Here is a 23,976-nt window from a genome sequence, read left to right on the forward strand (position 1 = left end):
GCCCGTCAGGCGGCCTCAGTACGCTGCTCGAGCGCCTGCTCCAGGTAACGACGACTGGATACCGCCACCACCTCTTCAGAGCGGCATTCCATCGGAGCGGAGCCCACCCACTGGGCATGCCAGCGAATCCAGTGCCACTCTTCACCATCACCACGCACTTCAATGAAATCGGTCTGCGCCGGGTCCAGGTGAAACTCACGCACTACCTGTCCGGCAAAGGTTTCGAAGTTCTTGCTGACCAGGCCGCTGGTACTCGCGGTCAGGAACACCAGCTCGCGGCCGTCGCGCTGCACGCGCCTGATGCCAAGCCATACCGGGCGATTGAGCCGGTTATGCAACTGGATCGGGGAGAAGGATGAAGGCAGGTCCGTCATCTCTGGGTACCTCTGTTATTTTTATCTTTACTGACCACAGCGGCGCTCCGACTGCAAAATTCTTTTTTATCCGCCGGTAATGGCTACCAGGCAATACCTTGTGTCCGGAAAAGCCCGCTGGCATCTGGCGCTTGCATGATTGGCGGCCCGAGCCAGCCTGCTGTCACTGCGGTGGGGTGGACATCTTAGTGCGCGGCCCCAAACTGGACAAGCTCAAAGAGTGACCGGATCTTTGAACCGGCCACAACGCCAGGGTTCCCGTCTGGCCAGCGATTTAACTGCCCCGGCACTACTTCTGCGACCGATACGGGCCGGAACGCCACCGCTTAACAGTTATATTCCGGTGGCAGGGGTCGCCAGTGGTACCACGCAGAGGCCAGCACTTCCCGCCAGTAGACCTGGGTTCGCAACAGGGCCCCGGCACTGGGCATCCAGCGCAGCAGCCCTTCCTGGGCACGGGGCAACAGTTCTGCGGCACTGCCCACCGGCAACGGCTTTACCTGCAGGCCGGCCCGGGCGAATACCCGCGCTGCCCGCGGCATATGCCACCAGTGGGTGACCAGCACCACACTCTCAACCCCGGAATCATGCAGAATACTCGCACTGTTAACGGCATTTTCCGCGGTAGTGCGACTGCAATTGTCGCGCCAAGTCACCGGCCGCTGCAGCAAATCCTGCATCGCCGACGCCATAAGCTCCGCTTCCGGGGCGCGTTCCGCCTCGTATACACGTCCGCCTGAGACCAGCACTGGCAACTGTGCCGGCGCCTCCCGGGCAGCCCAACTCACCCGCTCCAGGCTGGTGGCCGACAGGCGTTCGTTACCGGAATTCCCGTCCCGGTAACGGCCACCCCCAAGCACCACGACGGCCTGGGGCACGCTCTGGGTCTCAATCGATTCTCCCACCAGGCGCGCACCCAGCCAGGCGGAGAAGGCCGGTGTCGCACAAATCCACAGCACGGCAAACGAGAGCATAGCCAGTGGCAATGACAGTTTGGCGACAGGGGAGGATTCCGGGAAACACCAGAATACGAAAGCCAGCACCATGCCCAATAATGGTGCAAGCGGCGGCAGCACCAGTGTGGTCAGTATTGCCTGCAACTCCATTATTCCTGCAGACCACCCTTGATCTGGCGGAAGCAGCCGTAGCCACAGCGGTGACAGGGGGTGATCTGGCTGCCGCGGGGCGGCAGGGCGCGATAGCCGCAACCGAGGCACTGCAGCTCCTCGTCAGGACCGACAATCTCCCCGGCCAGCGCCCAGGGCTCACCGGAGCGGATACAACGCATCAGGTTGGGCCAGGCGGTCTCCGTGGGGTCGGCGGCATCCAGTAGCCAGTCGCCGGTGCGCTCCTCCAGGGTCTGCAACTCCCCGCCGAGCCCCCGTAGGTAGTCGACTGCACGGTGCAGGTCATCTTTTAACCAGGCGCGCAGGAAAGCGGCCTTGTTGGCGGTCAGGTCTTCCACCGCCAGCTCATCCTCGATCAGATTTTCCAGATCGCGGCGCAGTTCTTCCGCCAGATCGTCTTCCTGTGGCAACTTCGGTTCCTTCGCCATGGCATCCCCCATATAATTCGGCGCTCGCCAGCCTATCCGGTAGATGGCTATTTGACCAAGAAATGAATCACAAGAGTATAGGTTCCCGCCGATGGAAGAGCAGTACAACCCCGCCGCAGTCGAGGCCGCCGCCCAGCAACACTGGGAGGAGCAGAAAAGCTTTGAGGTGACGGAGGACGCCAGTAAGGAAAAATTCTACTGCCTGTCGATGTTCCCCTACCCCAGCGGCAAGCTGCACATGGGCCACGTGCGCAACTACACCATTACCGACGTGATCTCGCGCTTCCAGCGTATGCAGGGCAAGAATGTCCTGCACCCCATGGGCTGGGATGCCTTCGGCCTGCCGGCCGAGAATGCGGCGATCCAGAACAAGACTGCCCCTGCAAAGTGGACCTACGCCAATATCGATTACATGAAAGGCCAGCTGAAGGCGCTCGGCTTCGGTTTCGACTGGTCCCGCGAGCTGGCCACCTGCCAGCCTTCCTACTACCGCTGGGAACAGTGGTTCTTCACCCGCCTGTACGAAAAGGGGCTGGTGTACAAAAAGAACTCTGCAGTCAACTGGTGTCCCCACGACGCCACCGTACTGGCCAATGAGCAGGTGGAAGACGGCTGCTGCTGGCGCTGCGGCACCACTGTCGAGCGCCGTGAGCTGGCCCAGTGGTTTATCAAGATTACCGACTACGCCCAGGAGCTGCTGGACGACCTGGACAAGCTGCCCCACTGGCCGGAGCAGGTCCGCACCATGCAGCGCAACTGGATTGGCAAGAGCAAGGGCGTCGAGCTGAGCTTTGCCCTGCCCCGGACCGTTGCCGGCGTGGGCCATTTCGATGTCTACACCACCCGCCCGGACACCCTGATGGGCGTCACCTATGTCTCCCTGGCCGCGGAGCACCCCATCTCGCTGGCGCTGGCGGAAGACAACGCCGAACTCAAAGCCTTCATTGACGAGTGCAAGAAGCAGTCCCTGTCCGAGGCCGACATGGCCACCATGGAAAAGAAGGGCATGGACACCGGACTGGTGGCCATCCATCCAATCACCGGCGAGGAAATCCCGGTTTGGGTGGCCAACTACGTGCTGATGGATTATGGCTCCGGTGCGGTGATGGCGGTGCCCGCCCACGACCAGCGCGACTGGGAGTTCGCGCGCAAGTACGGCCTGCCGATCAAACAGGTAGTGGCGCCCAACGGCGAAGAGACTGTCGACCTGGAGCAGGAGGCATTTGTCGACAAGGGCGTACTGGTAAATTCCGGCGGCTTCGATGGCCTCGACTTCGACGCCGCTTTCAATGCCATTGCCGACGCTCTCAAGGCAGCGGGCAAGGGCCGCGTCACCACCAACTTCCGCCTGCGTGACTGGGGTGTATCCCGCCAGCGCTACTGGGGCGCGCCCATACCCATGTTCAACCTGCCCGACGGGGGCGAGATCCCGGTGCCGGCGGAAAAGCTGCCGATCCTCTTGCCTGAGGACGTGGAGCTGGACGGGGTCCAGTCGCCCATCAAGGCCGACCCGGAATGGCGTGTGGACGACCTCAACGGCGAGCCCGTCGAGCGCGAGACCGACACCTTTGACACCTTTATGGAGTCCAGCTGGTACTACGCCCGCTACACCTGCCCCGACTTCGAGGAGGGCATGCTGGACCCGGACCGCGCCAACTACTGGCTGCCTGTAGACCAGTATGTGGGCGGTATCGAGCACGCTATCCTGCACCTGCTGTATGCGCGTTTCTTCCACAAGCTGATGCGCGACGAGGGCCTGGTCAACAGCGACGAGCCATTCAAGCAGCTGCTGTGCCAGGGCATGGTACTGGCCGAGTCCTTTTACCGGGAGGAGAACGGCCACAAGACCTGGATCAACCCGGCAGATGTGGACGTCGAGCGGGATGACAAGGGCAAGGCGGTAAAAGCCGTGGAGCGCGCCACCGGCGAGGAAGTGATTGCCGGCGGCGTGGTCAAGATGTCCAAATCCAAGAACAACGGCATCGACCCCCATGCGGCCGTGGAGCAGTATGGCGCCGATACCGTACGCCTGTTCACCATGTTCGCCGCCCCGCCCGAGCAGACCCTGGAGTGGCACGATGCGGGCGTGGAGGGCGCGAGCCGCTTCCTGCGCAAACTGTGGAAGACTGTGCATGGCCATATTGCCGCCGGCGGCAGCAAGGTTGCCATCGAGCCCGGCAGCCTCGGTGACCAGCAACAGCAGTTGCGCCGCAAGACCCATGAGACCATCCAGAAGGTCAGCGACGATTACGGTCGCCGCCAGACCTTTAACACGGCCGTTGCCGCAGTGATGGAGTTGCTGAACGAAGTAGGCAAGCTCGCCCAGCGCGACAGCGACCAGGGCCTGGCAGTGGAGCGTGAGGCACTGGAGGCCGCGGTACAGCTGTTGGCCCCGGTCACCCCGCACATCTGCCACCAGCTCTGGGCGGCCCTGGGTAACGATACCCCCCTGGTGGACGCCGAGTGGCCCGCCGTGGATGAGCAGGCCCTGGTGCGCTCCAGCATTACGCTGGTAGTGCAGGTGAATGGCAAGGTACGGGCCAAGCTGGATGTCCCCGCGGATGCCGATAAGGAAACCCTGGAGAAGCTGGCGCTGTCCAATGACAACGTGCAGAAATTTATCGGCGATGCCATGGTGCGCAAAGTAATTGTCGTACCGGGTAAACTGGTCAACGTTGTTGCCAAGTAAGCGACCTGCGGATGCCCCGCGTGGCGGTCCGGCGGCAGCGCCCCGGTTCCGCCGCCATCTACAGACTCGCTTACCCGAGGGGGACACGACAATGAGCAGAACCCTGGCTACCCTGGCCGCAACCCTGCTGGCCACAGGCATACACGCAGACACCGGGACGGAATCGCTCGACCAGCAGCTGGTGGGCAAATGGCTGAGCCAGTGCAAGGAGACGTCCGGCAGGTATGTGCAGATCGCCAGCGAATTCAGCGATGCGGGCAGATACCGGGCGCGTTCCAGGTTCTATCTGGACGCCAGCTGCACCAACGCCATGAGCATGGACATTGTTTCCACCGGGCGCTATCGCCTGGGCAAGCCGCTGGCTCTCGCCAGCGGTAAAACCGCGCGGGAAATCGATATCGATGTTGCCGAAATGCGCAGCGGCCAGATGGAGCTGCCCGGGGCCGGCCAGCAGATCCAGCAGATTATCGCCATCGTCGACGGGCGCCTGGTCTTTGGTGATGCGCCGGCGTTACACGCCGTGACCGGCGGCGCGCGCCCGCAAAAACTCAACCTGCAATTTTACTCCCATAAACAATGATAAAAACTCTCCGACGTTCACTAACCATTGCCCTTATTGCCATCATCGCCACCGGCTGTGGCTGGCACCTGCGCGGCGCCCCGAAGAATTTTCCTCCCGGCAGCCAGCTCTATATCACTGCACAGGACACCCAGAGTGATATCGCCGCACGGCTTACGCGCCTGCTACAGAGCAGCGGCCTGCCGATGGCGGAGTCGCCCGAACTCGCCGACTACACGCTGGTCATTCATGATGAGATTGAGCGCAAGCGCACAGTATCGGTGGATGCCAAGGGACGCGCATCGGAATACGAACTGATCACCAGCGCGGTTTACAGCGTGAGAGACGCCAACGGGCGGGTGCTGCTCAACAACGCCCAGGCGGATGTCTACCGGACTCTCGAGTGGGATGACAACGAGGTAGTGAGCAAGGGTGAGGAAGAACTCCTGCTGCGCGAGGAAATGCGCCGCGAACTGATCGGCCGTATCATCGACCGGCTGCGCCGGATCGATGTGAACGCCAGCCCCGCAGACCGCTCTTACTGATCGGCAGGAAAGCAGTAATGCGCATCAACCCCCGACAGCTACCGCAAAATCTGAAACAGGGCCTGGCCCCCATTTACCTGGTATCCGGCGACGAACCGCTGCTGGTGCAGGAATGTTGCGACAGCATTCGCGCCGCAGCCAGGCAGCAGGGATTCAGTGAGCGGGAGCTGCTGCATGCCGAGGCCAATTTTGACTGGGGCCAGCTGCTGGCCTCTGCGGGCAGTATGTCGCTTTTTGCCGAGCGAAAAGTGATCGAGGTGCGGCTGCCGAATGGCAAGCCCGGAGACAAGGGCAGCAAGGCACTGCAGGAGTTCGCCCGGCTCGCCAGTGAGGACCTGTTACTGCTGCTGGTGTTGCCGCGACTGGATCGCTCGCAGCTCAACAGCAAGTGGGTCAAGGCGCTGGACCAGCGCGGCGTGATACTGCAGGTGTGGCCGGTGGACACACAGGAAATGCCACGCTGGATCCACCAGCGCCTGCGCGCGGCGGGGCTGGACGCGGAGCCCGAGGCAATACAGATTCTCGCCGAGCGCGTGGAGGGCAACCTGCTGGCAGCACGGCAGGAAATCGACAAGCTCAAACTGTTAAGCGACGACAACCTGATTACTGCCGACACCATGCGCCACGCTGTCGCCAGCTCGGCGCGCTATGATGTCTTCGGCCTGATCGACCGGGCCCTGGCGGGTGACGCGGAGAATGCCGTGCGCACCCTGCAGGGGCTGCGTGCCGAGGGTGTCGAGGCACCGGTGGTACTCTGGGCTATCGCGCGGGAAATCCGCAGCCTGCTGGAGATCGGTGAAAAACTCGACCAGGGCCAGCCGCTCAGCCGCCTGGTGCGTATCCAGAAGCGCCAGCCACTGGTGCAATCCGCCCTGTCGCGCCTGCATCCCCGCCAGCTGGAAGCCCTGCTGTTGCGGGCACGGGCAGTGGACGGCGCCATCAAGGGCGGCCGGGACCAGGATCCCTGGGCCGGACTGCTGGAGCTGACCATCAACCTGTCCGGCCGGCGCAGCCTCTGACCTTTCGCGCCTGCATTCCAACGCGCCATACCGAATCCCGTCCCGCGATCAGGCACCGGAAAGATCATCGGCGTTGGCAGGAATTACAGTTTGCTTTGGACTCCACCACGGCTAGATTGTAGGTTGCCACGCTGCCTGACCGCAGGCGGCGGAGAATAAAACCAGTCCCTGCGAGGTCCGCCATGCGCGAAGCCGAATTCAGTGCCGACTCGGCATATACCCACGAAGTCACCAACCAGGCCCCACCGCTGGCAGGCCACAACCTGTTTGCCGGTGACGCGGCATTGCGCGATGCCGTCAACCACAATGGTGGCCACTGGGCCGAGGACGACCTGCAACGCTATGGCGAAGTCTGTGGCCGGCCGGAGATGATCGAGCGCGGTTTTCTCGCCAATGAGCACAAGCCCCGCTTCGAGAGCCACGACCGCTCCGGCAACCGTATCGACCTGGTGCGCTATCACCCGGCCTATCACCAGCTGATGCAGCTGGCACTGAGCGAGGGCCTGCACAGCGCGCCGTGGACTGATCCCAAACCCGGCGCGCACGTAGCCCGCGCGGCCAAGTACTACCTGCACAGCCAGCTGGAGTCGGGTCACGGCTGTCCCATCACCATGACCTTCGCCTCCGTGCCGTCACTGAAACTCAACCCGCACCTGGCCGCCGAGTGGCTGCCCAAGGTCACCGCCCGCAGCTATGACTCCAGCAATCGGCCTTATACCGAGAAAGCGGCGCTCACCATAGGCATGGGCATGACCGAGAAGCAGGGCGGCTCGGATGTGCGCGCCAATACAAGCCGCGCCACACGGCTGACCGGCGACCACACCCTGAACGCCTACGAGCTGGTGGGGCACAAATGGTTTATGTCCGCCCCCATGTGCGACGCCTTCCTGATGCTGGCCCAGGCGCCCGGTGGCCTGTCCTGCTTCCTGGTGCCACGCTGGCGTCCGGACGGCAGCAAAAACCCCCTGCAGGTACAGCGACTGAAGGACAAGTCGGGCAATGTCTCCAACGCATCCTCCGAAGTGGAAATGCGCGGTGCGCTGGGCTGGCTGATTGGCGAAGAGGGGCGCGGAGTGAACGCCATAATCGAGATGGTTTCCGCCACCCGCTTCGACTGCATGATCGGCTCGTCAGCCGGACAACGGCAGGCGGTGGTGCAGGCCATCCATCACGCCGCACACCGCAAGGCCTTTGGCAAAACCCTGCTCGACCAGCCCCTGATGCAGAATGTCCTGGCAGACCTGCAGCTGGAAGTGGAGGGTTCCATTGCCATCACCATGCGTATGGCTCGCGCACTGGATCACCTGGACGATGAGCAACAGCAACTGCTGATGCGCCTGGGCACGGCGGCGGGCAAATACTGGATCTGCAAGCGCACCCCCCACCACGCCTACGAGGCCATGGAATGCCTGGGGGGCAATGGCGTGGTGGAAAACTTTATCACCGCGCGCTTGTATCGCGACGCCCCCATCAACGCCATCTGGGAGGGCTCCGGCAATATCCAGGCGCTGGACGTACTGCGCGCCATCGGCAAGACCCCGGCGGTACTGCTGGCCTGGTACGAGGAACTGGAGCGGAGCGCGGGGGCTGATGCCAACCTGGACCGGGCGGTAACCGGCCTCAAGAACGAGATGGCCAACCTGGACCAGCTCGAATACCGGGCGCGCCACCTGGTAGACCAGCTGGCACTCACCATGCAGGCCCACCTGCTGGTACAGGGCGGCGACAGTACCGTGGCCGAGGCGTTTATCGCCTCCCGGCTGGCGAGCAAGGGCGTCCACAGTACCGGCACCCTGCCCACCGGGCTTGATACCGGCAGAATCATCGAACGGGGCAATCCACTGGTTTCCTGATACTGGCCCGCTGCCCGGCCACGACCCGGCAGCTACCAGGGCAGGACCTCGCCGTCCCAGAACAGCAGTTTGCCGTTTTTCTCCCCGGTGAGCTGCCCGAGCACATCGATGATGCGCCCGGCACTGGTGGCGGGGCTGTAGAGCCTATCGTCTTTGATATTCTCCTGAAACGGCCTGGACAGCGCAGTATCGGTGGTGCCCGGGTGGATGGCGACCACACAGCAATCATCCACCTTGCGGCCCCACTCAATCGAGAGGTTGCGCACCAGCATATTGAGTGCGGCCTTGCTCATTCGATAGCTGTACCACCCGCCAAGGCCATTATCCCCGATGCTGCCAACCTTGGCCGACAGGGAAGCCCACATCAATGGCCGGCGCTTTTTCAGTAACGGCGCCAGCGCCTGGGCCAGGTGCAGGTGCGTGATGACATTAATGCGCATGGACTGCAGCAGCCAGTCGTCATGGCACTGGTCTAGGGATTTTTCCGGCCCGTGGTTGTCGTCGTGGAGAATGCCACAACAGTGCACTACCCAGGACGGGGCCGCCCCCTGCTCCTGGAGAAACTCCCGTGCCGTCTCTACCGCCTCCGGCTCTGTAAGCTCCAGGCTGCAGTGTCCATGCGCAATATCGGTTTCCAGCTCCCGCTCGCGACTCATGGTCAGCAATTGCGCGTCCGGCCAGCGCCTTGCCACCTCCGACAGAATTGCATCGGCAATACCGCCGCCGGCGCCGGCCACCAACACGGATTCCGGTTCGGCATGGGGTTTATCGGCCACGACTTCCTCCCTTCCCGTTTGATTCAACCAGGGCCTGTGGCCGGCAATACGCGGTTCCGCGGCCTATGGTTCAGTGCCGTCGGTGTCACCCTCAACAGGGGGCCGTTCACGTACCACCCGCAGCATCGGCTCATCGGAGCGGAAGATCAGCCCGTGAATCTCGGTTGCGGTCTGGGCCTGCAATAACTGCTGCAGGAACTGGACAATTTCCGCAGAGATTTCCTGGCCCGGCACCAGTACCGGGATTCCCGGCGGGTAAGGCACTATCTCATCGGCGCTGGTGCGTCCCACCAGGCGTCGCTCGGCCTGGATGCCGTTGTCCATCAGCGGCAGCTCCTCCGCATCGGAGAAATAGGCGTCCGCGGGCAGGCAGGTGAGGCGCGTGAACTCCGGCAACCGTCTCGGGCTGCCGATATAGGGGCGACGACGACATTGCTGTGCCAGTTGCTTGAATGCGTGAACCAGGCGCAGCAGCTTGCTTTCGGTGCTGCCCAGGGTTACCAGCACACTCACGGTGTTGTAAGTGGTCTTTTCCACCTGGATACCGTACTGGTCAAAGAGCCGAATCTGCATCTCCTTGCCCGAGTAGCCACTGGCGGAAATATCGATGGTCACCTTGGTGGGGTCCAGCCGGATATTGTCGCCGGCCAGTGGGGCGGGAATCAGGTCCTCCAGCTCCAGCGCCCGGAAAACCCCGGTTTCATCCAGTGCCCGGCGCAGTTTCTCCACCATCAGCATGCAGCGCCGCAGGCAGCTGTAACCCTCCATCGCCATCTGCTTGCGCGCCACGTCGAGGCTCGCAATCATCGCGTACTGGGGACTGGTGGAAGCGTGCATATTCAGGTTTTCGCGAAAGCGGAACTCGTCGAAATCCGGGTCTTGCACATGGATCATGCTGGCCTGGGAGAATGCCGACAGCATCTTGTGGGTGCTCTGGGTGACATAGTCGGCACCGCATTCCAGCGCGGTAGGCCGCAATTCCGGGTGAAAGTAGCCGTGGGCATACCAGGCCTCGTCCACCAGCACCTTCACGCCCTGGCGGTGGGCGAGTTCGATAATCGGCCGCAGGTCATAGCGCAGCCCATCGTAGGTGCAGGAAGTCACCACCAGCAGGCGGGCATCGCCGTGTTCCTCCAGCGCCCACTCCAGGTCCGCGCGGCGCACCGGCCCGTAAATCCCGTACTCCGGATGCAGCGTGGACTTGAGGTAAACCGGTTCGCAGCGATTCATCACAATCGCATGGTGAACTGACTTGTGACAGGCCTGGTCGACGATGATCTTGCCCCCGCCGCCCAGTACCTGCTGGATTACCACCTTGTTGGCGGTGGAAGTGCCGTTGGTGAGGAAAAACGTGTGCTCGGCACCAAAAGTCTTCGCCGCCAGGTCCTGCGCCTCCTGGATTACCGAGTGGGGTTCCAGCAGGCTGTCCAGCACCTGTACCGACACCGACAGGTCGGTATTGAAAATGTGCTCGCCCATAAAGCGGTAAAAATCACTCACCCAGGGACTGTTGCGCAGGCTGTCACCGCCAGAGTGCCCCGGGGTATGCCAGGCGTCACGGGCACTGAATACGTACTGCTTGAGGGTATCGGCGAAGGGCGTGGAAGCGCGACGGGCGATAAACGCCTGCACCAGCCGGAACATCTGGTTGAAGTTGCCTTCGCGCCGGTCGAACAGTTCGTCGAAACGCTGGCGTGCGGAAACCGATAACGAGCAATCCTGCGCCACCAGGAAGATATCCAGCTGCGCCCGGAACGCGTGCAACCGGTCCACCAGCTGTTCCGCCGCGGTGAGGCCGGCCGGCTCCGCACCCGCATCGACAATCAGCGCCTGCAGGTGGGTTTCCTCCCGCATCAGGCGGTCGACTCCCGGCAGTGGCACCGACTCGAAACGCAGGCCAAAAGGGTTTTCATGCTGGGCTGCGGTGATATTCAGCGCCTCGACCCAGTCGCCCGCCAGCTGTGGGTCCGAGCTGATCAGGACAACCCGGCACTCCAGCGGCTGGCGGCGTTCGGTCAGATTGCCCAGGTCAGGCATGCTTGGGTCCCAAAGGGTAACTCACCCCTTGAGCATAGCTGCTGCAGTGGCGCCGGGGTGTCCCTCCGGAACTTAACTCACTGATTTTTCAGGGGTTCAGGAGCGAACCGGAACGTAAAGAAAAAAACGCCAGCCGACAGGCTTCCCCGGAACGGGTCAAAACTTGTCGCTGCGCACCCGGCCATCGAACTCCAGGCATTCGAGCACCCGCTGTCGCTGCACCGGCGACAGGTCGTCCAGGGCAAAATATGCCAGCTCGGAATGTTCGTCGGACAGGGAGATGGCGCCGTGGTCGGCAAAATGGGCGCGAAAGATAAAGACATGCGAGCGGTAAACACGGTGGTAATACACGCCGCTCAGGTAATCGATCCGGACTTCCCGTCCCAGCTCCTCGCGGCACTCGCGCAACAGGGCTTCATGAATCGTCTCGCCCGGATCCAGCGCCCCACCCGGCAGGCCCCAGTTGCGATCGGCATAGGTGGCCCTGAGCTGCAGCACCTCGCCCAGTTCATTGGTAATCACGGCGTGGGCACTGAGGCGATAGGTATCTTCAAATCCCATGCTCACTCCTTCTACTGGAGCCCTGTGAAGGCCGGGCCAGGCGGCCCTGACCAGTATCCGCCAAAAGCCCGGGCGTTGCTACTCCATCAGGGCAACCACCTATTGGGCCCCGCGGGCCAGCTCAAAGCCGATACCCAGGGTATTCACTGACTCATCGTAATCGATCAGGCTTTCCCCATAACCACCAAAGTACTTGACGAAGCCCCGCACGCGGCCACCAAGCGGGAAGCCCCAGCGCAGCTCAACCGCACCGCGATTGTCCGAGCGCAGGTTGTTACGCAGCATCAGCGACACGCTGTGGCCATTGTCCCCACTGTAAGTGCCCGCCAGTTCAAAGTGCCCCAGGTAGGCCTCGATGTCCGGGTTATCATCGTCATCGCGGTCCTCCGGAATGCGATACCAGGGCTTGAAACTGATGAATATATTCTCGCGCTCGAAGAAGAAGTTGGCATAGACCCGGTTCCAGCTGCGGGACAATGGCTCACTGCGACCGTTGGACTGGTGGTTGATAGCCAGCTGGTTGGCCACATTCTGGAAACCGAACAGGGACCAGTCGTTGAGCCAGGTCATCAGCAGCTCCGGCTCGTGGTTGGTCTCGCGAAACGGCGAGGAATCGTCCGAATTGTACGCCTGCCAGAAGCTCTTGTTGGTGTACGCCAGGCTCATAAACGAGGCCTGGCCCAGGAAGCCCCGCCAGATGGGCACCTGCACCGAAAGCTGGAACTGTACCTCGATTTCATCCAGGTCGATATCTACGCCATTGACCTGGAAATCCTCCAGGCCGGCCTCATTCGGTGAAGGGTTGTAAACCACCGGCAGCAGGTAATTGACCTTGTGGGAAGCGAGCGTGAACGGGTTGTTGGCAGCGTCGCGGATCGCCTGGGCAGCCTTGCTGGACTCCGGCGCCACGGTGGTCTCCGTCTCGCCCGGCAGAGGCTCGGTGACCGTACCGAACACCGGCTGCGGCTCACGCTCATCCGGCGTTTCCCGCACACGCTGGGCGCAGAAGCGCCGCATCTCCTCGAGTGTGATGCTGGCAGGGGCAACCAGCAGCTGCTCGCGCAGACAGGCCTGCTCGCGCTCCTCGAGGGTCAATTGATCGGAAACCAATCTTTCACCACCGGGATTCTCCGGTTCCGATTCACTCACGCTGAAGCCGGTATCACCCCCAGTTCCTACCTCACCCCCGGGTGGTACCTCCGCAGCAGCCGCACCCTCCTGCGCCGAAGCGGCCCCGGCTACCAACAACCAAAAGGACACAACAACCAGCTTTATCAATCCAGGCTCCGACAAATCCCCCCTCCCTCACTGATAACCGGCGACTACCGGCTGTTTTCCAGTCGGCATCATACACGGGTTAAGGGAATCTGGATTGCCAGCCCCGCAATCTCCACGAGGGAAACTGTGAGCCGGTTAACACTGACGGGAATCGTGCGCCAATGGAGGTTGAATCAACGGCAATTGGCCATTAGCCACGTACCACGCGGAAGGCAGGGGCAGGACCACTTTTCCCGGGGTAGGGCCCGCCTGCAGGGGCTGGGATGCGGCCACACAGGCGGAATCGCTTTGAAGCACAGTCACAAAAGCCGACGAAAGAGGCGTAAAACCGCTTAATCGGTCCGGAGCCTAATCAATATTACACCAGGCCATCCAGCGCCCCGGACCACTCTAGGTCGCGCAACCTGACCTGCCACAGTCGCCCGGTGCTCGACGGCCAGTCGTACCCCACCAGCAGGCCGCGCTCATCGACATAACAGTGTGCGTCGCGTTCCGCCTCATCACCCTGGTAGATATAGCCGACTACGTCCGGCCCCAGCTCGTGGGCGCCCTGGTTGGTGCCGACACTGGACATCGCACGTGCCGTCCTGTGACTAACGCGCGGGGCCAGCAGCTTACCGCGCTGGGAGGGATCAACAATGTCCGGCGATACCACCTCCAGGCCCCGCTCGCACTGTTCCAGCTTGAGCAGTAACGGCCCCATAAAGATTCGCATCAGCGGAAACAGCAGCCGCGAACGGCCCCCGACCCGAGCCTCCTGGGGACCATTGGGTCCGCTCCAGTGTGCCTCGATATCGTTGCCGAGCATCTGCGCCCCGGGCCCCTCGCCCAGCAGTCGATAGCGGGCTGTCACCTCGTCGACCTCATCGCGCCAGCTCAGCTCGCATTCCGTCACCAGGCCCCGGTCCAGCACCGCACCGACCTCCAGGCCAAACCGCTCGGACCCCACCAGGCGCTGGCTGATCAGCACCTGGCGATCCGCCTCATCCCGGCCCAGCTGCCAGTAATCCCGCACCGGCATCTCCCGGCCATCGCAGCTGTAGTAGTAGCGTCCCTGCGCCAGATTGGACTTCAATCGCATTTTCAACCTCCTCAACGTCCTGTGATCACAACCCTGTGAATACACGGGACTAATGCATGAAAAAGTATTGCACAAGGAGGGAGAAAAACGCCGCGATTGGCGCGACAGGGGACCCTGAATAGTATTTGCGCCAGCATGGTGCATGCTTCCGGCAGGCCGCATCGCTATCGGAACTACCGGGATAAATGTAATCCTGTCGCGGCCGGGGCATCGGCTCGGACGCGACAGGGCCGGCTCAGGCCACCGCAGATGCCTCCTCCCCTGCCATCGACCACTGCATTATTCCTCCCGCCTGGCCAGTATCGTAGAGACTACTTCCCACCAGGTCGTTGACAACCCGCGCCGCCCGCCATGCCGCCAGGCTGAGTTGTGGCTCTGCGATCCCATGTGTGTAGCGGCCGCCACCGAGGATATATACCTGCCGCCCGGCGGCACCACGGAGGTCCGCCGCAAACGCACGATTGAGGACCAGTCTTCCCTGCCCATCCAGCAAGAAACGCTCCCGCAGGGGCTCAAGGCAGTGCGGAATGGTTTCCTGCAGGCCGGTGCAGAGGATTACCAGGTCTGCGCGGTAATGTTCGGGAGCCCCCTCGAGGCTGTTATAAAGGCCCAGCTCATAACTGCCGGTGCGTGAAAGTTCGCATAGCTCGCGTCCCGGCAGAAGCGCGATGCCGTCGCCCTTCCCCTCCAGGTGCACCAATCCATAGAAGCGCCGGTAAAGCGCCTTCAGCGTGGTTGTCGAGATACCGTCAGAGGCCAGTTTCTGGGCCTCGACGATTTCTTCACGGCGCGCCCCCGACAGGCGATGGAATACATCCACGTAGTCGGGGCTAAACCACGTATTGGTAAAAGGCGTTTCATCGAGTGGAAGGTAATTCTCGCGACGGGAGATCCATAGCACCCGCCGGGGGTGGCCCCAGTGACCGTCCAACAAGTTGAGAACCAACTCCGCCCCTGTCTGGCCACCGCCAACGACCGCGACCCGCAGTCCCTGCACCGCAGGTTGCCGCAGGGCGGTTTCCAGCGCGTGAAAACAGTGGTCCGAGAGCAATGGCCGCGCGCAGTCCGGTATGTACGGTTCCTTGCCGGCGGCAACACACAGATTGCGTGCCCGCACGAGCCGGCTTTTGCCCGCCACGTCCATTTCCAGCTCGAACCAGTGATCCCGGTCCATTACCCGCTCTACGCAGCTGCCCATCTGCAACCGGTTCAACCCCGCCAGCCGATCCGCCACCCATGCCAGGTAATCGGCAAACTCGCGTCGCCCAATCGCCGGCTGGTCTGCGTTCAGGAAATCATAGAAGCGCCGTTTGGCAACCAGGTACGCAAGAAAACTGTAGGGATTGGTGGGGTCAACCGGTGTTACCAGGTCCTTGAGATAGGAAGTTTGCAACTCGGCGCCTGGCAACATCAACCCGGGATGCCAGGAATGGCTGGCTTTACTGTCAAAAAAACGATAGGCCAGCGCTTGCCGGTGCAACAAAGCAGCCACGGAGAGGTTGAAAGGACCGGCCCCGATGCCGGCCAGGTCTAGGGGAGTATCCATGCTTGGGCCTCGTTAAAATCCTTGTTCTGAAGGTTGGTGATCTGCGAGCCACAGGGGGTTCTCCAGCGGCGTACCGATAGCGGGCACGGGTCTCTCGCCGGTGTCGTCATACCCCTGCTGCAGCCGCACACGGTTGATACATACCCGCTCCATGGCTGGCCGGAAGATATCGAAGCTGGCAAACCGCTCGTCCATATCCGGCCAGTTACTTCGCGCTTCTTCCTGGTAGCGACGTAGCACTCCCGCCAGGGAGCGGTAGAAATCCAGTTCCTCCAGCCCAGTTTCCCGCTCCAACTGTGCAGACAGATAGCGGAGCACTGAAACAAAATGACCGGTGTATAGATCGTGCGTCAGGTGTGCTGCCGGCAGTCGCGACAGCACCCGGTCCGCGCTCGGTGGCAGTCCGTCCCGCTCGGGGAAGTGCCCCTCTGCCAGGCGCAGGTCGCCCTGGAAGTCCTTGAGCAGGACACCGTTTACGACATCATTGCGCAGCACCAGGGTCAGGTTCTGCCCGTGCGCGACCAGGCCCACCCCGTAACGGCAGAGAAGGTGGTAAAGCGGCACCACCACCCTGTCGAAAAGATTTTGTAACCAGTCTCGCGGCCCCAGTCCGGAGGACTCGATCAGTGCACCAGCGACTGACCTGCCGTGGTCATCACATTGCAATAGGGCTCCGGCCATGAGGCAACGCTCCCCCGTACCGCAGTGTGAAACCGGGCTCTCCCGCCAGGTAACGCCGAGCATTTCCCGGTAGCGATAGGGAGTTCCCGCAACCTGTTCGTGATGTGGATGGGGCACGTGGATCCCTGCCACTTCCTGCATCACGCCCGTTTCCCGCATTTTCAGCTGGGGGTCCTCTTCACATAGTGCCTGCATCCACTGCGACAGTGCCGGACCACAGGCCATATATTGGCCGGGGATACCGCGGTAACAGGATGTATTCAGAACCGTGAGCGGCAGCTTCAGGTGCAGGGCCGCTGGTCTCTTCAGGTTCGAGAGCGTGCGCAGGGAAACCTGCGGCAGGTATTCATCGCCAAAAATGCCGAGGTACCGGATCTGACCAAGGGCAATCATCCCGCCGTAGTTATGGCGGATGTGCCTCTCCCATTGCCACGGGTGAACCGGCAAGGGCAGGTACTCATCCCAGGTTATCCCGTGAGACCGGCACCCCCTGGCAAGGCGCTGTAACTCTGACTTATCCATGCTCTGCTCGAGCAGGCATGCAAAATCCCAGTCACGGTGGTTCCCAAAAACCGCCACGCCCGGTTTCACTGCCAACCAGACCAGGCCCACACCCGCCCCCGACTCGGTACCGTAATGGGCAAACTCTCCCGCGCCCCAGCCGATACGGCCCTTGTTGACGATCGCCTTGGGATGACCATCCAGGAGGCACTGGAGTTTTTCGTCCGGTAGCTTTGCAAGGGCACCCGCTGTTATTCCACGACGGGACTCCAGCAGAGCAGTATCTGCAGCCAGCGTATTGGCGGTTTCATGCAACAGGTTGCCCAGTGTGGCCGCGCTCAAAGCAAGGTCTTCACCGGCATCGACAAAAAACTGGGCCGCGTCCACCGCTGCGGTGCGCTGGCCGTTGTAACTACGCTGTACGCTGGCGCAATCGATATCGAGCCAGGTCCAGATAGTCTCACGAGCGGCAAATTCATAATGCGCACCCGAGGCGAGTGCAACACGGTACTTGCCAGGCGTAACCTGCTCGGCTACCAATACCTCCTCGTAACAGAGTTCTGCCAATGACTTGGCAATAAGCGCAGTGTTCGCACGTTCCCAGTCATGTTCTGTGGGCTGTGTCGGGGCCGTCCCTGAATTCGCTTCAGTCACAGCGACCCCCTCCAGCCATGCCGCGGAAAAAAGCACCGCGCTCTCCCATGACCAGCGCCGCACGCTTGTGGGGAAAATCAAATTCCTTCACTTTGCGCCAGCCGGGCATATGTTCGATATATTTGAGTATGCTGTGATTATCGGCGCGTGGCTCGCCGACGAGACGCTGGGTGCGATCATCATCGAGGAACATGAAATGGAAAATGCATTCGAGCCAGGCATGGGCAAAACGGCGCCCGAGAAATTCCGGGTTCCCCACCAGCAGGTGTAATCCCCGGTCATACGGTTGCGCATCGTAGTATGCCCCCAGCCGGTCTTCCATTGCCCAGTAGAGTTCAAAATAGGCGAAGGGACGACCATCAAATGCTGCGATCATTGGATCCTTGTGCGGTTCTGCCAGCACGCTTTCGATATAGCGGCGCTGCTTTCCTGCATCACCCTGTTCCTCCCAGAACTCTGCCACCCGCGGCTGGTTCATCCAGTCCACAAAGCGCTTTGTATCCAGGGCCGGATCAACACGCCGCAGGGTAAAGTCCATTCCCAGGGAATAACAGTGCCGCCGAAATACCTCACCGGCAGGCACTTCCCGGCGCAGGGGATGACGCCCCCCCTCACCTTCTCCCTGTACCCATTGCAGTGGTATGCTCCCTCCATTCACTCCCCGGTACCAGTCTCCTTGCGACTGGAAAAATTCAGCCCGTTCAATCACACCGTGGATCCCAGGGACAGCGGCCCGCAGGTTGCTGCCGGGGACAATGCGCTCAAGGGCCCCGTCGCTTGCGAACAGCCATTCCATCCATGGAGCCAGCGAATCCAGTTCGACTTGAGACGCTTCGCTTCCCGGGATATCAAGGCGAGCTTCCCCCCGGCCCAGGTCCATGCTGATTACCAGTTCCCGCCCGGACCCGAGTTCGCCATCAATTTGATTGCCACGGATAGACCAGGCACGACCGTCAGGCAATTGCCCGCAGTCACCATCCGCTCCCCCATATGTAGTCGGTACACTCAGTTCGTTAAGTACCCGTTGGCTCTTCATTGCAAGTTCCCTGTCGTTATCGATGGATCTTGTATCGGGTGGAAATTGTGGTCAGTTACCGGAGTCCTTTCGCCGCCATGCCCAGTCACGGGGCCAGCAACGGGTTATCCATGGTGTGATAGATGGCGAGCGGATCTTCCGTAGTGGTCTCATTCATGCCCCGCATGGCACACAGGAAGTTTCCCTTGGCCCAGAGTTGCTTCGAGCCGAGCAGGTAATCCAGGCAACTGGTATCCCGGCGTGGGCCGTCGGCAAGGGCCTGCAGGCGCGTGCGCAGTTGCTGCAGCAGTTCGACCTCAGACAGCACGCCCGCAGCACCCAGCGCACCAATCAGGCCGAAACAACTGTTCACAACCAGGTAATAAACGAACAACCGGTTGGCCATGGTCTCGTTGAGCAGGTTCTCGGTATCCGTTGCAAGATCCGGCAGGTAGGGCCGTAACAGGGATTTACCCAGTGGGCTATAGGCACTGCCCTGGCAATCACGGAAGTACCCGGCTCGGGGCAGGTCGCCCTCGAATGCGATAATCAGGTTCTGTTGGTGGGCGCCGTACAACAGCCCGTAATCAGACTGGGCAATCAGCAGGGGTTCAACAATCACATCCAGGAACCGCCCGAACCATTCGCGCGCAGCATTAGCGACAGGTATTTCCTGCGTCTTGGCATGGCGATAAATCATCTGTGCCGCCCGGCAGTCCTCCCTCCCCGGGTGGTCCTGGGTCAGGGTCGCGAGAAGACTGGTATTTCGGGCAGCATGACCGAGGAAAGGGTTTTCCCGGAACATCACCAGGCTCTCAGTTACAGGCTGGTCGTCCCGGTCGAGTAACAGCAGGTAAGCGGGTTCCGCCAACACTGCAAAATGCGGGTAGCGCTCGGCGAACTCCCGCCCCACCGGTGTGCGCTGCACCCGGGGCACTTCCAGCCCGCGGGCCATTTCCCTGGGTAGCAGGGTGCGCACGGAATTGGTAAGGCGCAGGCTGAGTGAGAACTTGAGCATGAAAGGGCTGTCCTCGCTGTACAAAGCCCGCAATGAGGAAGTAGCCCGCCACGGCCGGGTGCCGGAACCCAGCTGCAGGATATCGCCGCTCTGCAGGAGCGCAGCGACCCGGGCATCCCGGCGCAGCTGCTGCCACTGCCACGGATGCGCGGGAAATGGGATAAACCCCTCGGGAAAGGGCTGGCCGGTAAACTCCTCGTGCCATAGGCTGCAGGCAAACTCATCGGCCGTGTCGCTGCTTCCGCTGCCACCCCCAAGGCGTTCCGCTGCCACAGCAAGCCACTGGAGGGGAAAGCCCCGGCCAAATTCAGGCGCGTACTGCATTGCTTCAGAGTCCGTAAGCGGCTCTCGACTCTTTGGCGTCGGGTGCATGGCATGACCGCACAGGAGTGCCTGCTCCGCATCGGCAAAGTCCAGCGGCGCGGAGAATATCGTCGTAAATTCCTCGCGCCGCGCCTCAATCGCCAGGGACATATTGCGCACGCTCTCTTCAGTACGCCGGACGAACTCGCGCCGGGAATCCGGCCCTGCATCGGGGAAAAAGCCCTGTTCCCCCGCAACGAGTTCCGCTGCATCCGTGAGGGAAATTACTTCGCACTGACCCTGCCCGCGCTCTACCAGCAATGGCAGCTCGAACTGGTGCCGACCAGCCCTGCTGCGGTAGCGGACACTGAGCCACAGGCGCGCAGCGCTTTGCGGCAGCTCGAGCGCGACTGCGGGAGGCGTTACGGCCGCGGGTAGTCCAGCCGCGGTCTCATGCCACTGTCCCACCCCACTCTCACGTAGCAGCGCGTTGAAAAAGCTGTTGGCAGACAGCCTCTCGGCATCCCGGCACTCACTCGCCGGAGCAGCCCCTGTCTGCGTAACTGTTCCCTGCCCTGCCATTTCCCGCTGTCCCAACAGGTGCTGTAAGGCCTCTCCCATGGACTGACTCCTGTATTCCGCTGTTCGCGCACCGATTCCGGCGATACTCCGGCGCAATCCCCACGGATTCTCTGCTCAGCGGGGAATGCCGAATCCACCCAACCCGGGCCGATACTCCGACAAAGGCAAATAAATTCAAATACGAATCATTTGCATTATTAAAAGCATGAAGATACTTTAGCCGCGTTGCAACCGCCAAATGAGAAAAATTCACCGATCCCCAACCGGGGATAGGACCGGTGCCATGGAATCAGGTGGCTGACAGAGAGGAAGGCGAGATTGGAATGAAAGTTGGTGTGAATGCTTCAGGTGCGAAGCCGCATTCCTGGCGACTTTACGTGGTGGTCGCCAGCCAGGGGGCTGCACAGGTTATCCTGTTGTCACTGGTTCCGGTCATTGCCCGGCAGTGCAGCCTTGATCTTGCCGCTATTGGCAGCCTTGTCGCGGTTGGGACGCTGTCCCTGATGGCATCAAGCCGGGCCTGGGGAATCGCGAGCGACCGTTACGGCCGCCGGCCAGTCCTCCTGCTCAGCCTGTTCGGGACACTGATAGCGCAGGCATCGTTCGTGACTCTGCTGCTGTTGCTGGCTGCCAGGGAAATCAATGGCGCCACCGCAATGCTGCTACTCGGGTTGAGCCGGATTCTCTACGGTATCAGCGCCGCCGGGGTTTATCCTGCTTGCCAGGCCTGGGCAGTCGATCTGTCCCGTCCCGGCCGGGAACTCGCAGCCCTGTCTTCCGTGTCTGCAGCAGCCAACCTCGGTCGGGGATTCGGCCCGTTGCTTGTAATAGCGACACTCGGAAGCGGGGAAATCCGGACTCTGGGCTGGCTTGCACTGCTGCCCCTGATCGGCCTCATGGTAATCACTGGCAGCGGGCGGGGGAGGCGCGCTCCCGGGGTGCTGCCGGTGGCGCCCCGGAACACCGGGCTACCGATGGCCCTGTTTGCCCTTGCGGTTCTGGGCACGGCCTCAATCGGCCAGCTGCAACTGGCACTGGGTCCGGTGCTGATGGATTATTATGGACATGAGGCGGGCAACGCCTCTTCCACCGCCGCGCTAATCCTGGTCGCTGCCGCCGGCTGTGGCGCACTGGTTCAGTGGACACTGGGGAAAAGACTGCGCGGGCCCCGCACTGCCCTGGCGCTCGGGGCCCTGCTATTCGCGGCGGGTGCCGCCATTGCCAACCTCAGCCTGGGAAGCTGGCCGGCTTTCCCGGGATTACTCCTGGTGGTGGCAGGTGCTGCGCTGCTGATACCCGGCTACACGACACTGCTTGCTGCGCAGGGCAGCCAGGGCTTCGGGCGGCAGTTCGGCAGCCTGTCACTACTGCACACTGGCGGATATACCCTCGGTTTTGCTGTGGGCGGCTGGATCTACCAGGCGATGCCGCAGGCCCCACTTTCGGGCTTATTGCTGGGCGCCGTGCTGATTGCGGTAATCACACTGCTCAAACTGGCACAGGGTCACAGGCGGGCCAGTGAGAAACCCTCGCACCAGCCCGCAAAATAAGCGGCTACCATAACCGGGCTCAGGACCAGATCCACTTGAGTGGATTGATGTCAGAGATAACGCTCCCAGAAGAGCGCCGCCCCGTGCGCCTCGTCGAGGATATAAGGCTTGAAACCAGACTTGCGGTAAGCGGTCTGCGCCGGCTGGTTCTTTTCCAGCACTTCCATTGTCAGTTTGCAGCAGCCTCTCACCCGTGCCTCTGTCACCACCAGGTCGAGCATGGCAGCGCAGATGCCGGCGCCGCGGGCATCCCGGTGAACCACCACATCGTGAATATTCACCAGGGGCGCGCACTGGAAAGTCGAGAACCCGGTAAAGCAGTTGACCAGGCCGACCGCACGCCCCTCACTGTAGGCAAGCACAGTAAAAGCCCCGGGAAACTTGCCCAGCTTCTCCACCAGCTCTGCGCGGCAACGCTCACTGAGCGGTTCACCCCCGCCGAAGGGATCGCGGGAATAGTGGTCCATCAATGCGACGATATCCGCCCCGTGGCGCGGGTCACTGTAATCCGCCAGGCAAATGCCCACAGACAGGTCGGGTGCTTTGGCGACTTCGGGTTGGTCGGTGGTCATACTCCACTCCAGTTGCAGATTCGATGAATGTCTTCAGGAGGCAGGCCCGGCGCCATTTCAGGAGCTGGAATCCCCTTCTTTCCGGCCATTTTTTTCATCTTCGGGAAACAACCGCTTATAGCTGCGTATGCGGGTCCGCTGCTTCAACAGCCATCGCACCCGGGTCCGGTGGCGACAGAGGGGCGTGGCTCGGAAGGCGCGGCGGCGGGTGCGCAGGGAGAGCCGGGCGGGACGACGACGGGCCATAATCAGGAAACCCCAGTTAAAAATCTCTTGTTCCAGACCGGCCAGCGCCTGCTAGGGCCAGATAATACCGGTCGGCTGGGAGGCAGCTTACCAGATACGCGGGACCGCAGACGACGCCCCGGGACGGTACTCCCAAAACTTGGCCGGCCGGGGTAAACCGGATATGCTCTGTGCACTGTCCGACCAAAGGGTCAACCCGCATTCATACTGGGAAACGATATTGCACCCGCTCAAGCACCTGTTAAAAAACAATCAACAATGGTCCCTGGCTACGCGGCGGGAAAAGCCGGACTTTTTCGTCAAACTGTCCAGGCAACAGACGCCCGAGTACCTGTGGATCGGATGCGCCGACAGCCGTGTGCCCGCCAATGAGATCGTCGGCCTGCTGCCGGGTGAGCTGTTCGTACACCGCAATGTCGCCAATGTTGTGGTGCACACTGACCTCAATTGCCTGTCGGTGCTGCAGTACGCGGTGGAGATCCTCAAGGTCAAGCACATCATCGTCTGCGGCCACTACGGCTGTGGCGGCGTCCAGGCGGCCCTGGAAAACCAGCAGCTGGGCCTGATCGATAACTGGCTGCGCCATATCCAGGACGTGCGGGAAAAACACCACACCCTGATCGACCTGTTCCAGCAGAAAGAGCGGATCGACCTGTTGTGCGAACTGAACGTACTTGAGCAGGTCATTCATGTCTGCCAGACCACCATCGTTCGCGACGCCTGGCGCAAGGGCCAGAAACTGTCAGTCAATGGCTGGGTCTACGGCCTGCGGGACGGACTGGTGCACGACCTGGGCATATCCGTAACCCACCCCGGCGAGATTGCCGAGGTCTATCACAGCGCGCTGACCAATATCGCCCAGCGCGACGTCGAGTAGCAGACTTAGCCCGCGATTTTCCTTACACTGCCACGCTTACCTCGCCGGGCCAGGAACGGCGAGGACGGTAGTGCCTGCCTGTTTTTCCATCTCGGTCCGGGCCG

General features: G+C 61.7%; 20 protein-coding genes. 7 read left to right on the top strand and 13 right to left on the bottom strand.

The features are described 5' to 3' along the window. Nucleotides 1-5: 5 nt before the first annotated feature. The 3 genes from LVE68_RS05465 to LVE68_RS05475 form a co-directional block, all read right to left on the bottom strand. Nucleotides 6-374, bottom strand: coding sequence for a hypothetical protein (locus LVE68_RS05465; protein WP_233006017.1), 369 nt, complete (start codon nucleotides 372-374; stop codon nucleotides 6-8). A 326-nt stretch (nucleotides 375-700) separates the two neighbouring features. Then, entirely contained in the window at nucleotides 701-1,480 is a 780-nt protein-coding gene (locus LVE68_RS05470; protein WP_233006018.1) for a YdcF family protein, read from the bottom strand. Beyond that, nucleotides 1,480-1,929 carry a zinc ribbon-containing protein gene (locus tag LVE68_RS05475; RefSeq protein ID WP_233006019.1) on the bottom strand — a complete coding sequence of 150 codons (450 nt, stop codon included), beginning with the start codon at nucleotides 1,927-1,929 and terminating at the stop codon, nucleotides 1,480-1,482. Before LVE68_RS05475 ends, LVE68_RS05470 begins: the two co-directional genes overlap by 1 nt. 91 nt (nucleotides 1,930-2,020) lie before the next feature. Here LVE68_RS05475 and leuS point away from each other — a divergent pair, with 91 nt between their 5' ends. The 5 genes from leuS to LVE68_RS05500 all read left to right on the top strand — a co-directional run bounded on the left by leuS (nucleotide 2,021) and on the right by LVE68_RS05500 (nucleotide 8,594). Then, complete coding sequence (leuS, locus tag LVE68_RS05480) at nucleotides 2,021-4,618, top strand: leucine--tRNA ligase (RefSeq protein WP_233006020.1); 2,598 nt, start codon at nucleotides 2,021-2,023, stop codon at nucleotides 4,616-4,618. Between the two features lie 91 nt (nucleotides 4,619-4,709). Further along, nucleotides 4,710-5,198: a hypothetical protein gene (locus LVE68_RS05485; RefSeq protein ID WP_233006021.1), complete on the top strand. Its 489-nt coding sequence runs from the start codon at nucleotides 4,710-4,712 to the stop codon at nucleotides 5,196-5,198. Beyond that, nucleotides 5,195-5,722, top strand: coding sequence for an LPS-assembly lipoprotein LptE (locus LVE68_RS05490; RefSeq protein ID WP_233006022.1), 528 nt, complete (start codon nucleotides 5,195-5,197; stop codon nucleotides 5,720-5,722). The genes LVE68_RS05485 and LVE68_RS05490 overlap by 4 nt, the downstream gene beginning before the upstream one ends. 17 nt (nucleotides 5,723-5,739) lie before the next feature. Next, nucleotides 5,740-6,741, top strand: a complete 1,002-nt coding sequence (holA, locus tag LVE68_RS05495) for a DNA polymerase III subunit delta (protein ID WP_233006023.1) — start codon at nucleotides 5,740-5,742, stop codon at nucleotides 6,739-6,741. Between the two features lie 182 nt (nucleotides 6,742-6,923). Continuing rightward, a complete protein-coding gene (locus tag LVE68_RS05500) occupies nucleotides 6,924-8,594 on the top strand; it encodes an acyl-CoA dehydrogenase family protein (protein ID WP_233006024.1) in 1,671 nt (556 codons plus the stop codon). A gap of 32 nt (nucleotides 8,595-8,626) precedes the next feature. Here LVE68_RS05500 and LVE68_RS05505 read toward each other — a convergent pair whose 3' ends face one another. The 9 genes from LVE68_RS05505 to LVE68_RS05545 form a co-directional block, all read right to left on the bottom strand. Then, nucleotides 8,627-9,370, bottom strand: coding sequence for an SDR family oxidoreductase (locus LVE68_RS05505; RefSeq protein ID WP_233006025.1), 744 nt, complete (start codon nucleotides 9,368-9,370; stop codon nucleotides 8,627-8,629). Between the two features lie 63 nt (nucleotides 9,371-9,433). Then, nucleotides 9,434-11,407: an aminotransferase class I/II-fold pyridoxal phosphate-dependent enzyme gene (locus LVE68_RS05510; protein WP_233006026.1), complete on the bottom strand. Its 1,974-nt coding sequence runs from the start codon at nucleotides 11,405-11,407 to the stop codon at nucleotides 9,434-9,436. Nucleotides 11,408-11,563: 156 nt separating this feature from the next. Then, the gene (locus tag LVE68_RS05515) at nucleotides 11,564-11,968 is read right to left on the bottom strand and encodes an NUDIX hydrolase (RefSeq protein WP_233006027.1); all 405 of its coding nucleotides are present in this window, start codon (nucleotides 11,966-11,968) and stop codon (nucleotides 11,564-11,566) included. A 99-nt stretch (nucleotides 11,969-12,067) separates the two neighbouring features. Then, entirely contained in the window at nucleotides 12,068-13,117 is a 1,050-nt protein-coding gene (locus LVE68_RS05520) for a phospholipase A (RefSeq protein WP_233006028.1), read from the bottom strand. A 487-nt stretch (nucleotides 13,118-13,604) separates the two neighbouring features. Continuing rightward, nucleotides 13,605-14,327: a hypothetical protein gene (locus tag LVE68_RS05525; RefSeq protein WP_233006029.1), complete on the bottom strand. Its 723-nt coding sequence runs from the start codon at nucleotides 14,325-14,327 to the stop codon at nucleotides 13,605-13,607. Nucleotides 14,328-14,562: 235 nt separating this feature from the next. Then, a complete protein-coding gene (locus LVE68_RS05530; RefSeq protein WP_233006030.1) occupies nucleotides 14,563-15,873 on the bottom strand; it encodes a lysine N(6)-hydroxylase/L-ornithine N(5)-oxygenase family protein in 1,311 nt (436 codons plus the stop codon). A gap of 12 nt (nucleotides 15,874-15,885) precedes the next feature. Continuing rightward, complete coding sequence (locus LVE68_RS05535) at nucleotides 15,886-17,709, bottom strand: IucA/IucC family protein (RefSeq protein WP_233006031.1); 1,824 nt, start codon at nucleotides 17,707-17,709, stop codon at nucleotides 15,886-15,888. Then, complete coding sequence (locus LVE68_RS05540; protein WP_233006032.1) at nucleotides 17,702-18,745, bottom strand: GNAT family N-acetyltransferase; 1,044 nt, start codon at nucleotides 18,743-18,745, stop codon at nucleotides 17,702-17,704. The genes LVE68_RS05535 and LVE68_RS05540 overlap by 8 nt, the downstream gene beginning before the upstream one ends. 85 nt (nucleotides 18,746-18,830) lie before the next feature. Next, the gene (locus LVE68_RS05545) at nucleotides 18,831-20,666 is read right to left on the bottom strand and encodes an IucA/IucC family protein (protein WP_233006033.1); all 1,836 of its coding nucleotides are present in this window, start codon (nucleotides 20,664-20,666) and stop codon (nucleotides 18,831-18,833) included. A 284-nt stretch (nucleotides 20,667-20,950) separates the two neighbouring features. Between LVE68_RS05545 and LVE68_RS05550 the strand changes: the two genes are divergently transcribed. Beyond that, nucleotides 20,951-22,177: an MFS transporter gene (locus LVE68_RS05550; protein ID WP_233006034.1), complete on the top strand. Its 1,227-nt coding sequence runs from the start codon at nucleotides 20,951-20,953 to the stop codon at nucleotides 22,175-22,177. Between the two features lie 50 nt (nucleotides 22,178-22,227). Here LVE68_RS05550 and LVE68_RS05555 read toward each other — a convergent pair whose 3' ends face one another. Further along, entirely contained in the window at nucleotides 22,228-22,749 is a 522-nt protein-coding gene (locus LVE68_RS05555; RefSeq protein WP_233006035.1) for a GNAT family N-acetyltransferase, read from the bottom strand. A 466-nt stretch (nucleotides 22,750-23,215) separates the two neighbouring features. Between LVE68_RS05555 and can the strand changes: the two genes are divergently transcribed. Beyond that, nucleotides 23,216-23,872, top strand: coding sequence for a carbonate dehydratase (gene can / locus LVE68_RS05560; RefSeq protein WP_233006036.1), 657 nt, complete (start codon nucleotides 23,216-23,218; stop codon nucleotides 23,870-23,872). Nucleotides 23,873-23,976: the final 104 nt, after the last annotated feature.

This window comes from Microbulbifer sp. YPW16 (genome assembly GCF_021290385.1).
Classification (GTDB): domain Bacteria; phylum Pseudomonadota; class Gammaproteobacteria; order Pseudomonadales; family Cellvibrionaceae; genus Microbulbifer; species Microbulbifer zhoushanensis.